This window comes from Gimesia chilikensis (assembly GCF_007744075.1).
Taxonomy (GTDB): Bacteria; Planctomycetota; Planctomycetia; order Planctomycetales; family Planctomycetaceae; genus Gimesia; species Gimesia chilikensis_A.
Genome location: NZ_CP036266.1, coordinates 7,174,976 through 7,188,947 on the forward strand (window position 1 = coordinate 7,174,976; position 13,972 = coordinate 7,188,947).

Here is a 13,972-nt window from a genome sequence, read left to right on the forward strand (position 1 = left end):
ATCGCTGATAATCATTCTTTGATGTGGAATAGTTCTTACGCTTAAGAGGCAGCCGATGCCGCCGATCGATTCCAGCCCAGAGGGAGTATGCTCGACTTCGAGCCGGCCCAATGCGCTGTAAAACCACCGGGATGACGTTCCTGATTCATCGCCAGTGCGAGTAGTTCGTCTCTGATTTCATTTACGCCCCGCGAAAGTGCCACGGTTGCGGAGTGCCGACCTTTCCAGATCTGCAGACCGGGGTGAAAGCCTTCAAACTGACCGGAGATAATGGTTTCCCAGGAGGCGTTCCGGCGGTTGATACTCACGGAGAGTTCGCGACGCAGGTTCCACCAGCGGAAAAACGTAGTCAGTGAAGTCACCCAGACCAGCGGCATCTGTTTGCGGTCCAGATTGATGTTTTCAAATAATGTCTTGAGCTGATTCCGCGATTCGATGGAGGTCAACGAGACCGGCAGTCCCTGACGGTAGCTGCTGACCAGTTCCACGCGAAGTTTACGGGCCGATTCCTCGTTCGCCCGGTTCAACCAGGCTGCTTCTGCATTCAGATGCAGGTGATCGAGAGTCACCGGCAGGGGGCTCATCACATTTGTGTATTCAAGGAAATCCCGTCCCAGATCGGATTCACCGTAGCAGATGACTCCCTGGAAGGGATAAGGATAATCGCTGAGTCGAATCCAGACACCGCCGGTCTGTTGTAGCCGGTCTTTGAGTCGGATGACAAATGCAGCATTGAATTGTTCGATTCCGTGTGACGATTTCTGATGCATTTCGTCCCGGGTGCGTGCCTGCGCCTGTTTACTGGTGAATTCCGCCAGGTCAATCAACGGAATCCGACAGTGAGAGAGCAACTGTCGATCTCGAACGTTGAAAGCTTTATGTGAACCCACCAGCAACAGATTCCAGCTGGATGACTGATAGCCTGAGAGTTGGGCCAGGTCATCATGCAGCTCTGTGACAGGCAGTCCCATTTCGCGCAAACCCTTCACGACAGGAGCAGCTACTCCTGACAGCAATATCGGGTAATCCGGCAGTTGACGCGAAACAGACATGATTAAACAGTCTTTATATGTAAGAACGAATATGGTGTCGCGCTGCGTTTCATTTTGAGAGTGAATGAAACACGACTTTGACAAAAACGAAGTGCAATCTGAAATCGATTGATGGGAATCAGTGTGGGAGGTGTGTGATCAACCTGTGAACCAGGCGCAGTGATCACGAATGTGAGGCGGGAAGATATTGCTTTTTGAAATTGAGGTCAATACGAAAGAAAGCGCTCAATCCAAAAACCTTTAATCTTTTTTCTGATTTTAGATCCTTTTAAAAAAATATTTTCGTTTTCTCATATAAGACCCACTGAATTCAGGTCATTTCAGAAGGGAAACAGACGGCTCTCTATAAGGAAATGATTCAGCAATGATTGATGCAAGTGGCTTTCTGCCCCGGGCTGATCAGGGGGGGAATTCGGTCGCAAAAATTCTCTCTCAAATTGGGGTTGGTGAAAATCGGGAGTGCCCTCTATAATCCGCCTCTCGCGAGTCAAATGGATTGACGGGCGAGACAGACTTTTGAGTTTCACCATCACCTTTATGATGGGTCCCTCTCAATGAGTTGAGAGAGATTTGAAATTGAAAAGCAGATACGATTTAGAGTTTACTGACAGAAATACAACAACGTCTAAGCATGGAGGCGCGGCGTGGAAACAGTTCTGGTTATTGGACTTGATACGGTTGCCGGAGCAAATATAGCAACCTGCTTATCCAGTCGATATCGGGTTGTCGGATTAACTTCAGCTACACCAGTTTCCCTGCAGGGATGCGAAACACACACTTACCAGGAAGATGATGTCGAAACGACACAGCACTGGATGTCCGTGGTTCGTCCCGACTGGGTTGTCTATTGTGGAGTCGCAGCGAATTCTTCCTGGTCGGTTGACCCTGCGAAGTTTTCCACCAAAGACCCCGTGCTGGCAGCACGTAACTGGGTCAGTGCCGCGGAACTGCATTCCGCCCGATTCACACATATCTCGTCAGACGCCGTCTTCACCGGCCCCTGGATGTTCCACGAAGAGGACTGCCAGGGCATGTGCGAAAGCCCCGAAGCCGAACTGGTCCGGGCCATCGAACGTGAAGTCAGTCTCTGCAACAATACATTGATTATCCGCACCAACGTATTCGGCTGGACTCCCGCCGCCTACGGTACGGGACAGGTTGAGCAGCTGGTACAGTCTCTGCAGGACGGAAGTTATTCCGACCTCGACTGCTATCGGCACGGCACTCCGCTGCTGGCCACCGACCTGGCCGCGATTATCGAACACGCTTACCAGGAACGTCTGACTGGTACTTTCCATGTGGCTGGTGGCGAACGCATCAGTCCGCTGGAATTCGTACAGCGTCTGGCCAAGCAATTCGAACTGACTGTTCCACTACTGCCCCGGGCTACCGTGATGAATGAACGGGCCACCGGTTTTGCCAACGGAGAAACTTCTCTACACACCCGCAAAATCCGTCGGGCTCTGAGCATTTCGATGCCGATGCTGGATGACGGCTTGCAGCGTCTGTTCGACCAGCAGACTAACGGTTACCTGAATCGTCTGAACAACGAGCCGGTGCGTTATTATGAGCAGGAAATTGCCGCGTAACGCGAAGCAGTTTAAAACCAAAGACAAAACCCCTGGTGGATCGACACCAGGGGTTTGTTTTTTTTGATACTGCAACAATCTGTTAAGCCAGGATTTTTGTCACGAGCTTCGCCGGGTTCACGCCGATCAGTTTCTGATCGAGTCCCTGGAAGCGGAAGGACAACTGATGCGGATCCAGGCCCAGCAGATGCAGGATCGTGGCGTGCAGATCGTGAACGGGAACTTCGTCTTCGATCACATTGAAGCCGAAATCATCTGAACGACCGATGGTCGTCCCCCCTTTGATTCCGCCGCCGGCGAGCCACATGGTAAAGGCGTTGGGATGATGATCGCGACCATCATTGCCCCCCTGCACCATCGGGGTCCGTCCGAATTCGCCGCCCCAGACAACGAGGGTGTCTTCGAGCAATCCCCGCTGTTTGAGGTCTTTGATGAGTGCTGCGGATGCCTGATCGGTGGCGGCACAGTTACTCTTGAGTCCGCCTACCAGTCCGCCATGCTGATCCCATGATTCGTGGAAGAGCTGCACGCAACGAACGCCCCGTTCCACCAGTCGACGGGCCAGCAGACAGTTATTAGCAAACGAGGTCTGCCCCGGTTCTGCACCATACAGTTCCAGCGTTGATTTGGTTTCCTGCGAAAGATCCATCACATCCGGTGCGCTGGCCTGCATGCGGTACGCCATTTCAAAGGAATTGATGCGGGTGGCAATCTCGGGATCACCCACCTGCTCCAGATGCCGCTGATTTAAGGCTTTGAGTGTATCGAGGGAATCTCGCTGGAGTTCAGTGGAAACCCCGGGAGGATTTTTGAGGTAGAGCACCGGTTCCTGTCCGCCCCGGAACATGACTCCCTGATGCGTAGTCGGCAGGAACCCGCTACCCCAGCAGGAACTGCCTCCACTGGGACCTTTGTTACCAGAACTGAAGACCACGAAGCCCGGCAGATTTTTTGACTCGCTGCCCAGCCCGTAAAGCGTCCAGGCGCCCAGGCTCGGCTTACCGAAGAGCTGGGAACCGGTGAGTGCCTGAATCTGCGCGGGGGCGTGATTGAAGGCATCGGTCTTCATACTTTTCACAATGGCGATGTCATCGACGACGTCTGCCAGATGGGGCAGGATCTCGGAGAGTTCCGCACCGCATTCTCCATGCTTTTTGAATTTGAACTTCGGTCCCAGGAACTTCGAGTTTGGATTGATAAATGCAGCTCGATAACCTTTGAGCAGTTCTTCAGGCGGCAGCTTGCCATCGAATTTACTCAACACCGGTTTATCGTCGAACAGTTCCAGATGACTGGGTCCGCCCCCCATGAACAGAAAGATGATGTTCTTCGCTTTGGGCGAATGGTGAGGCTCACGAGGTGCCAGCGGGTCCTGCGGTGCAGACGTGGAATTTGCCAGCAGGTCGCCGGATTCCTGGAGCAGTTGGGCAGTGGCGATTGCTCCAACTCCGACGCCGCATTGCTGTAAAAACCAGCGTCTGGCGATCGGATGTGCGGGATGTTGTATTTGATTCATGATGATAACCTGTTGGGGTCAGGAAGCGACGGAAACACCGGTCTCTTCCCTCTGTTATTCTTTGGTAATCGTTTCGTCCATGTTGAGCAGGATACGCGAAAGTGCGACCCAGGCGGCCAGTTCAGCGGTGGCAGGTTCCGGGCTGTTATTGGTGGTTGTGATCTGCTTGACCTCGTCCGGATGCGCTGCGAAATAGTCGCGTTGCTTCTGCAGGAAGCGGGTCAGCAGTTGAACTTCTGCCTGTGAAGGATGTCGGGAGACACAGCGGCGGAAAGCGGTTTCGATTCGCTCTGCATCGGAGGCGTCCTTAGCAGCCAGCGTGGTTTCTGCGAGCCCCGTGGCACATTCCATGAACAGTGTTTCATTGAGTGTGGTCAGTGCCTGGAGCGGTGTATTGGAACGGTTGCGTTTGACTGTCGCGATATCACCGTTCGGCGCATCAAAGGCCTGCAGCATGGGATAGGGGACAGAACGGAAACGGAAAGTATAAATGGCCCGACGGTAGCGGTCGTCTTCCTGATCGACGTGCCAGGTCTTGGGACCGTAGCTGGCCGGCTTTTCGAACAGGAAGGCCGGCGCGGGGGGATGGACAGAGGGGCCGCCAATTTCGGAATTGAGCAGACCGCTGGCCTTGAGGGCGATGTCGCGTACGATCTCCGCATCAACGCGATAGCGGGGACCGCGGGCCAGGAGTCGGTTGTAGGGATCCTGCTCCAGCAGTGCGGGAGTGACGCGGGACGACTGTTGATAAGTGTTCGAGGTAACAATCAGTGTATGCAGTTTTTTCAGATCCCAGCCTTCATCCATAAACCAGACGGACAGCCAGTCCAGCAGTTTGCGGTGCGTCGGCGCTGCGCCCTGGGAACCGAGGTCTTCGCTGGTGGTAACAATGCCCTGACCGAAGTACGCCTGCCAGACACGGTTGACGATGGCTCGCGCGGTCGTGGGGGACTGCCGGTCCACGAGCCAGCGGGCGAAGGTCAGTCGGTTGACTTCCGTCCCTTGTGGCAGTGAATTCAGAAAGTCGGGAACACCGGGGTCGACCACCTGTTTCTGTTTGAGGAAGTCGCCGCGTTCGAGCAGATGGGTTTCGCGCGGTGCTGGTCGTTCCTGATAGACGAGTTGAGTCGTCCCTTTAGGGTGCTGTTTCCAGAGGGCGGCGATCTGTTCGTTCTGCGCTTTCCACTCCGGGACGAGCGTCCGCCAGTAGCTGAAGATTTCCGCCTGCTGTTGCGGTGTGCGTTGATCTGCGGAGATCGTCAGCAGTTCACGAACGCGATCGGGAACTTGATCGGCGGTCGCGTTCTCATCTGTCGTATACGAGATGCGAAAGCGTCCCAGGTTCATGGTCTGATTATCATCGCTGTTCCAGCCGCCGTGCATCTGCACCAGGCTGATTTTCAGCTTCGTTCCCTCAGCATAGCCAAATGGTTTCTCAGCGTTAAAGACTGCTTCGTGAGGCAGATTCATCCGCCCCGATCCCCCATCGATGCCCCAGGCGGTTGAGTTGTCACCATCGATGGCATACTCCACCGGGCCGGTAAATCCGCGTTCTCCTTTTTTGTCTGCGTAGGGATTCTGAAGCTGTTGTCGCTCATTCGCGTAGTCCGCCGACGCTTTTACGAATTTGACGTTGGCTTTCTGTTTCGCATCCTGAGGATTTTCGACACTGAGCTTGATGTCGGTGAGAGCACACAAACCTTCGGTCGAGCGGCCGGGTCCGCCTGCGGGCAGGTTGGGATGATTCAAGAGTTCCAGCCGCAGGGCCTTGATCTGGGACGCATCGACGGTCGCTTCAAAATTCGAGGTGAAGCGGGATGGTGCATAGCCCTGTGCCAGCTGTGAATGATCGGGCTGTTCGAAGTAGCGCTGTGAGTTACTGTCGATGTTTGTGAGCTTCATAACGTGCCAACGAGGCTGGTTCTGCTTGACACTTTGTTCCCAGGCAGCCATCTCTGTGGCCCAGTCTGGCTTCTGTGCTTTCAGCTGTTCTTCAATCGCTTTAATCTTGTGAAACAGACTGGTGCGCTGTGTCTGTTCTTCATCCGTATAGCCGCGAATGCTGGCTTCGTAGGAGTTGTTGATGCAGGCAAAGATCTGGTAATAATTCTCCTGCGTCAGTGGATCGTATTTGTGCGTGTGACATTGTCCGCACTGCAGGGTCAGCCCCAGAATACTTTTGCCGATCGTATCCATGCGGTCGAACATGGCCGCCATGCGAAACTCTTCGGGATCGATACCCCCTTCTTCGTTGAGCATGGAGTTCCGCATGAAACCGGTGGCGACCTTTTGATCCTGTGTCGCCTGGGGGAGCAGGTCACCGGCGATCTGTTCGGTAATGAACTGATCGTAGGGTTTGTTTTCGTTGAAGGCATCAATCACCCAGTCGCGATAGAGCCAGACATTGCGCGGCGCATCTTTTTCATAACCGTTCGAGTCGGCATAGCGGGCGGCATCGAGCCAGAGACGCCCCCAGCGTTCGCCATAGTGGGGAGATGCGAGCAAACGGGTCACCTGTTTCTGCCAGGCTAGAGGGCTCGGATCGTTGACGAATTGATCAACCTCTTCAATGGTGGGAGGCAGGCCGATCAGATCGAGACTCAAACGACGCAGACGCGTGATGCGGTCTGCGGGTTCGGAAAACGTGAGGCGTCGCTGTTCAAGTTTTTCCAGGATGAATGCATCAATCGGATTCTGCACCAGCGACTGTTGTTTCACCTGGGGAACGGGCGGTTTTACGGGTGGCTGAAAGGCCCAGTGTGAAGCCCAGGGAGCACCGGCGGCGATCCATTGACGGATTTTTTCGATGTCTGCCTGGGAGAGTTTTTTACCCGAGTCGGCAGGAGGCATCCGCAGACTTTCATCCTCTGCGGTCATACGCTGATAGATCAGACTCTCTTCCGGTTTGCCGGGAACAATCAGCGCCTGCTCTCCCGCTTTGCCAAAGAGTCCTTCTTTGAGATCCATGCGGAAATCGGCTTCACGGTGTTCGTCATCCGGACCGTGACAGGCAAAACAGGCGTCGGATAACAGCGGACGAATATCGGAAGCGAAATCAAAATCCGCAGGCGCTGCCCCTGATTCTGCAAAGGCGGAATTTCCGAGCGAGACTGTCAGCATCAGGCAAGACAGTAGGAACAGTGAGCACGTTTGTTTGACCATAATCCTGCTTTCGGTCGTTCTTTCTGAGTCGAGAACCGATGCTGTGAGCAGTCAACCGGGTGGCGAAGTTTTTTTTAAGCAGGTAAGACCTGGTCACAACCACTGCCAACCGGAAATTTTTTGCTGCACGGGAAGGATTCTCGAGTCTCAACACAGACACGAGTGAATACCGGTCCGCCACTTTACCCAAAGTGGGGTAGCTCACGACTTCATCTAAAGCCATTTGAGCAGGTGACTTAGGCGCCAGGCAAGGTAGGAGTTTTCCCTGGCAGATCTTGTTTTTCATTATACGAAGTCAGCAGGGGAGAATTCAAGTTTTGCCTGAAAGAGCGGGTTAGAAACGGATCACTTTTTATGAAGATCCCCTTCAAAACCTGACCGTATATTTAACAAACCTTAACACTACGCCCATTTTGTCTCATTTTGCCACACATTATTCATCTCTACTTAACATGTCAGGGAGAAAGATCTTCACATTATCTCGATACTGTACTCCCAACTGAGATTTGCAGCCGGCACCGCAAATTTCTGCACACAAGTCCGAGTTGAATTCAACCAGAAGAGAAAAGAGTTCAAGGGGGGCAGATCATATTCGATCATCATCAATTGCCAGAGTGATGGGGGATGACCTGTTTCTTAAAAAAGTAAAAGTCAATCGTATTAGCCTTCATTTGTTCGCGTCACTGTCAAACTTTTTAAACTAACAGGAACTGTAATGAAAAAATCACGTGCTCGTAATCTGAAACGCTCAGGTTTTACCCTGATCGAACTTCTGGTGGTGATCTCGATCATCGCTCTGCTGGCTGCCCTGCTGATCCCAGCTGTTTTCGCAGCCCGCGAATCTGCCCGCTCTTCACAGTGTAAGAGCAACCTGCGTCAGTTTGGTCTTTCCATGCACGCCTTCGCATCAACCGACCCCAGCGGTCGCTACTGCACCGGTGCTTACGACTTCCGTCGTGACGGATGTCCTGACACCTGGGGCTGGGTCGCTGACATGGTCAACAGTGGTGCCGGTCTTCCTCAGAAGATGCTGTGCCCTTCATCGACTCTGCTCGGTTCAGAAAAACTGAACGACATGATCGGTGTGGCCAACACCAGTAACAAAGACTCTGCTCCACTGTCACGTCTGAGTGATGGTGTCTGTGCGACCTGGACTTCCGGTACAGAAGGTACTCCTGCCCGTCTGTTACAGGTTGCTAAACTTCTGGAAGATGGTTACGGAACGAACTACGCATCCAGCTGGTTCCTCGTACGCTCTGGAGCCAAGACTTCTGCAGGTGTAACATCATCCGGTCTGAAAGGTTTCGGCGGAAGTCTGGGTCCCTTGACCATTCGTCGGCTGGATTCTTCTCGCGTCGCTTCTTCAGCTGTCGCTTTCATGGGTTGTGGAGCTCCTGGTGACGTCGGCGAAGCTGTTCTGTCTCACTCCATTCCCGGATTCGTAGACGCTGGTGAGCGTCTGGCTGAATCGTTCAACGACGGTCCCGGCCGCTGGGATGCGACTGCAGGAACTGGTGGAGCCATCACCCTGATGCCCGCTGGTACCAATGTTGTCGGAGCGATTCCTGCTGAACTGCCCGACCCCAACCGTGCTGGTACTCCCGGCCCTGATACTTTCCTCTGGCTGCAGGATTCTCGTGACTGGTACGCATGGCACGGTCGTGGATCTAACAAGATCTGCAACATCCTGATGGCTGACGGTAGTGTGAAAGCAATGGTTGACCTGAACGGTGACGGCTTCCTGAACCCCGGTTTCGCCGGTTCTGCTTCAGGTGGTTCTGGATACACCGACGCGACTGTTGAACTGCGTCCTTCTGAGTGCTTCTCCGGTCCCTGGCTGGATGCTCAGCTGACTAAAGGTAACTTCGAATAAGCTTCGAAGCATCACCTGAATGAGAGATGTTACGAGTGGCCGGTCAATGACCGGTCACTCTTTTTTTATGCACCAGACAAGTGGTATTCGAATTTGCGGGCTGTTTCAGGCGATGATCTCTTTAATCACATGACCATGCACGTCGGTCAGGCGACGATCGATTCCGTTGTGTCGGAACGTGAGCTTTTCGTGATCAATGCCCAACAGGTGCAGGATTGTGGCGTGCACATCGTAGCACATCGTGGGGTTAGCGGGATCGGCAGGCTTGAAGGACCACTGATCGGACTCGCCATAAGTCGTGCCCCCTTTGATGCCACCTCCCGCTAGCCAGTTGGTGAAGACGAACGGATTGTGGTCGCGGCCTTTGCTCCCCTGGCTGCAGGGCATTCTGCCGAACTCGGTGGTCCAGAGAATAATTGTATCGTCGAGCATGCCTCTCTGTTTCAGATCCTGAATCAACGCTGCAGCTCCGATGGACATGCCCCGGCCTAATGGCCAGTGATCGCGTTTGATGTCTTCATGCGAATCCCAGTTGCGCCGGGGAAAGCCGTTGTCCGCCCCCGACCAGATCTGCACGAAGCGAACGCCCTGCTCCAGCAGTCTTCGGGCTACCAGACAGTTGCGACCGAAGTAGGCGATCTCGGCTGATTCGCTAATGCCTTCCTGCACTTCAAAGTCGACCGAGTCGAGACCGTACATGTTGAGTGTGCTCTTTGTCTCGCCGGACAGGTCGAGTACTTCCGGTGCCTGCAGCTGCATTTTCGCGGCCAGTTCGTAAGACTTGATGCGGGCATTCAGCCGCGAATCGCCGGCTCGTTGTTCTTCATGTTTCTGGTTGAGCTGTTTCAGTGCGGCGAGAACATCACGATCGCTCTGGCGGGTGATGAAATCATTATTGGACGGGAAGAGGTTGGCGATGGGCGTTTTGGAATTGGGGCGAATCATGGTTCCCTGGTTACTGGCGGGCAGGAAGCCGGCGGACCAGTTGGCGGCACCATTGGGTGCGAAGCCGCGCGGATCGGGGAGCACAACGAACGTCGGCAGATTGTCGGTCATGCTGCCCAGACCGTAGCTGATCCAGGCCCCCATGCCGGGAAAGCCGGGGAGAATAAATCCGGTAGCCTGCATGAAAGTCGCCGGGCCGTGGACGTTCGACTTGCTGACCATGTTGTGAATGAAGGCCATGTCGTCAACACAGGCGCCTAAGGGGGCGACACAATCGTTGAGCCACTTGCCCGATTCGCCATATTGTTTCCACTTCCAGGGAGCCTGCATCGTCTTGCCCGGCGAGGACTGAAACAGCTGCACCTTTTCTCCCGGGTCCCATTCGTTGCCATTATCCTTGATGAGTTCGGGTTTGTAATCGAACGTATCACACTGACTCGCGGCTCCCGACATGTAGAGCTGGACCACGCGTTTCGCGCGGGGCGGATGATGCAGAACGTGCGTTCCGGCAGGGGCAGCGCTCAGCAGCTGTTCCTGTTTGAGCAGCGACGCCAGGGCGATACTGCCCAGCCCCCCGCCTGCATGCAGCAGAAATTCACGACGATCCATGAGATGACTTTCCTGTGTGTTAATCGATAAAGATAAATTCGTTGCTGTTGAGGATCAGGCGACAGACATTGGCCAGCCCGTGCTGCTCCCCGACTTCGACGAGCAGCTTCACCTCGTCCGGCGTGGGGGCCCTGCCCAGTGCAGTTTCGAATGCGCGGGACACCTGCGTTTTCAGTTCGTGTTTATCGTCTTTGACCTGTTCTGCGAAGAACCCGGACATGCTGACCATGAACTGATCGTTGAGCAGGGCGAGTGCCTGCAGGGCGGTCAGTGTCTGGATGCGTTTGGGAGTGATCTGCGAAGGGTCGGCACAGTCGAGTGATTCCATAAAAGGATCGGGGACCGAACGGACGATGAAGCGGTAAATCGAACGACGGTGTGTCTCCGCTGTTTTGGGATCGTATTTCTGGTAGAGGTAATGCGGCGAGTGCTGTGGTTTTTCGAGGACGAACAGGCGATCCCCGGGGCCATACATATTGAGATCGAGTTTGCCGCTGATCTGCAGGACGGCGTCGCGAATGGCCTCGGCTTCCAGTTTGCGCCGGTTCATCCGCCAGAGCAGACGATTGTCGCCGTCGATCCGGGCGCCCTGCTCGTTGGCTTGTGAAGACTGTTGATAAGCGGTGCTGAGGACGATCCAGCGGTGCAGCTGTTTCAGTGACTGTCCCTCATCGCGGAAGCGACTGGCGAGGTAATCGAGCAGTTCCGGATGCGTAGGTTTCGCGCCCATGCGACCGAAGTCGTTGGGGGTTTCGACGAGACCTTTGCCGAAGTGATACAGCCAGACGCGGTTCACAATCGAACGCCAGGTCAGCGGATTGCGGGGGCTGATAATCCAGCGAGCCAGCGCTGCCCGGCGGGCACCTTCGTCTCCCGGATCGGGCAGATGCAGCTCACCATCGAGGCCGTCAATCAAACCGGGGACGGCGGGTTCCACTTCACGAATCGGCGCCTTTTCGCTGCCTCGACTCAGCAGGAAGACCGGGCGCGGCTCGCCTTCCGTCGGTCGGAAATTTCCGCGACGGGGAAAATCGGTTGCTGCCGCGAAAACCTTTTTCTGCTGGGGGAGTTTACCGAGCTCAGACTGCACGCTTTTGATTTTAGCAGACCAGTCGCGGAGTGATTCTTTCTCTTCCTCGGACGACAGACTGGCCAGCAGGTCATCCCGTTTCTGTTTGAGCTGTGCGAGATCCTGATTGGAATCGAGGCTTTGATAAAACTTACCGTCGATCAGATTCTTGCGAGCCCAGCGGGGAGATGCTTCGATGGAATCCAGCGAGGTGACCTGCGCCTGAGCAGCGAGATTCCGTTCATCCTGTGCGAGGACCTGAATTTCTCCCAGTGCGAAAATGAAATCATTAGAGCGGGGGGCAAGTTGCGTGGCCGTCAGTCTGAGATACTGAATTTTCTGGCCCTTCAGATCGAAGTGCAAAGGTGTTGTGCCGGGATTCGTGTAGTCTTCCCGGGTCTGGTCGGCGATGATGTTGGATGCTTTGAAATCCGGGGTGTCTGAGATTTCAAGTTTGAACCGTCGCGGGAATCCGAAGCCGGCACCGATGTTGTTGTAGTTATCAAAGGCGGGCATCAGCGTGATCTTCTCCGCGGTGACCGGCTGCTTGAAGTTGAGCTGCACCCACTTGGCTGTCTTGTCGGACTTTTCAATTTTACTGTGATAACCAAAGGCGACGCCCTGCCCTGCTTTGGCTTCCTGTGCCTGTTTGAGTTCGGCTTCGATGCGTTTCAGTTCCGCCCCGCCCCGTTTTCGGATCGCGGTGTCGAGGTCCTGGTGGAGTTTCTGAACGCGGGCCTGTTCCGCCTGCAGGATGTTCCGTCTGCGGGCGGTTTCGGGATCCGGATCAAAGGCACGCTCGGCCCGGTCGATGCCGGCGAAGACGGCCTGCAGACCGTAATAGTCTGCCTGGGAGATCGGATCGAATTTGTGATTGTGACAGCGGGCACACTGCACCGTGAGGCTGACCGTGGTGTTCATGACGGTCGCCACCATGTCGTCGCGGTCGAGGTTGCGGGTGATTTTCTTTTCGATCAGGTTTTCGCTGATCTCAATCTGGCCGACCCAGTCGAAAGGGCCTGCGACAATGAAGCCGGTCGCGGGCACGCCGTCTGGTGAATGCGGGTTAATCACGTCGCCGGCAATCTGCTGCTGAATGAATTGCGCGTAGGGCTTGTCTTCATTCAGAGCCCGGATGACATAGTCCCGATACGGCCAGGCATTTTCACGGAGCTTGTCTTTATCGTATCCGTGCGTGTCGGCGTAGTGGACCACGTCCAGCCAGTGCCGCGCCCAGCGTTCTCCGTACCGGGGTGAAGCGAGCAGCCGATCAACCAGTTTTTCATAAGCCCGTGGATCGGGATCGTTAACGAAGGCGTCGATTTCAGCCGGTGTGGGAGGTAGACCGGTCAGATCATAATAAACGCGACGGATCAGGGTGCGACGGTCGGCGAGTGGGGAAAACGTGAGTCCCTCTTTCCGCAGGCGGGCCAGCAGGAAAGCATCGACGGGAGTCCGTACCAGCGCGCGTTCTTTAGCAGTTAACTCTGGTAACGCGGGTTTTTCCAGTGGTTGAAACGACCACCAGTCTTTCGCGGTGAGTTGGGCTTCGTGAATCCGCAATTCCGGCGGCCAGACGGCACCTGCTTTGATCCAGTTACGCAGCGTGGCGATTTCCTGCTCGTTGAGCGGCGTTCCCTTTTTGGGCATCTCCGGCTCGGGGCCGGTGACGTAATCGAGCAGCATGCTTTCCGCGGCGACGCCGGGAACGATCACCCGCACATTCTCGCCCCCCTTGAGCGCACTCTGTTTGGTTTCCAGTGACAGACCGCCATCTTTCGTGCTTTCGTTATGACAGCGGATGCAGTGCTTTTGTAAGAGGGGGAGTACGTCTTTCTCAAAATCGGGTTCGGCGGCGGCTGTCGGGGCCGCGATGATCGGCAGGCAGCAGACCAGGGAGAGTGCGAATTTCAGATTCCGTGAAATGAGAGAGCACATGCAGGCGATTCAATCTATTCTCAGAGGGTGAGTCATTTCTCTGGCGGGACGATACGAGGAAACATGCGGCTCCTGACCGAACGGCCCTCATTTATATATGGCGCGCCGGAGTGCGAATTGGTACCAGAACTTTTCCTCTTTTTAAGAAAATCCCGGGATCGACTGATTTTCGGGTACCAATCGGCGAGTTGAAGCGCCATTTATTACAGAAGGAGAAAC

The 13,972-nt window shown here is 54.9% G+C and carries 7 protein-coding genes; 2 read left to right on the plus strand and 5 right to left on the minus strand.

Features of this window, described 5'->3' with window-relative positions; genetic code table 11:
- Positions 1 to 41: 41 nt before the first annotated feature.
- A complete protein-coding gene (locus tag HG66A1_RS27050; protein ID WP_145191630.1) occupies positions 42 to 1,052 on the minus strand; it encodes a hypothetical protein in 1,011 nt (336 codons plus the stop codon).
- 644 nt (positions 1,053 to 1,696) lie between these two features.
- On the opposite strand from HG66A1_RS27050, the gene HG66A1_RS27055 reads away from it, so the two are divergent.
- The gene (locus HG66A1_RS27055; protein WP_145191633.1) at positions 1,697 to 2,641 is read left to right on the plus strand and encodes a sugar nucleotide-binding protein; all 945 of its coding nucleotides are present in this window, start codon (positions 1,697 to 1,699) and stop codon (positions 2,639 to 2,641) included.
- 82 nt (positions 2,642 to 2,723) lie between these two features.
- Here HG66A1_RS27055 and HG66A1_RS27060 read toward each other — a convergent pair whose 3' ends face one another.
- Positions 2,724 to 4,157: a DUF1501 domain-containing protein gene (locus HG66A1_RS27060; protein WP_145191636.1), complete on the minus strand. Its 1,434-nt coding sequence runs from the start codon at positions 4,155 to 4,157 to the stop codon at positions 2,724 to 2,726.
- Positions 4,158 to 4,211: 54 nt separating this feature from the next.
- Positions 4,212 to 7,319: a PSD1 and planctomycete cytochrome C domain-containing protein gene (locus tag HG66A1_RS27065; RefSeq protein WP_145191640.1), complete on the minus strand. Its 3,108-nt coding sequence runs from the start codon at positions 7,317 to 7,319 to the stop codon at positions 4,212 to 4,214.
- Positions 7,320 to 8,034: 715 nt separating this feature from the next.
- Here HG66A1_RS27065 and HG66A1_RS27070 point away from each other — a divergent pair.
- Positions 8,035 to 9,192 carry a DUF1559 domain-containing protein gene (locus HG66A1_RS27070; RefSeq protein ID WP_145191643.1) on the plus strand — a complete coding sequence of 386 codons (1,158 nt, stop codon included), beginning with the start codon at positions 8,035 to 8,037 and terminating at the stop codon, positions 9,190 to 9,192.
- A gap of 105 nt (positions 9,193 to 9,297) precedes the next feature.
- Here HG66A1_RS27070 and HG66A1_RS27075 read toward each other — a convergent pair whose 3' ends face one another.
- Together HG66A1_RS27075 and HG66A1_RS27080 are read right to left on the minus strand one after the other, a co-directional pair.
- Positions 9,298 to 10,746, minus strand: a complete 1,449-nt coding sequence (locus HG66A1_RS27075) for a DUF1501 domain-containing protein (RefSeq protein ID WP_145191646.1) — start codon at positions 10,744 to 10,746, stop codon at positions 9,298 to 9,300.
- Positions 10,747 to 10,765: 19 nt separating this feature from the next.
- Positions 10,766 to 13,753: a PSD1 and planctomycete cytochrome C domain-containing protein gene (locus tag HG66A1_RS27080; protein ID WP_145191649.1), complete on the minus strand. Its 2,988-nt coding sequence runs from the start codon at positions 13,751 to 13,753 to the stop codon at positions 10,766 to 10,768.
- Between the last annotated feature and the right edge of the window lie 219 nt (positions 13,754 to 13,972).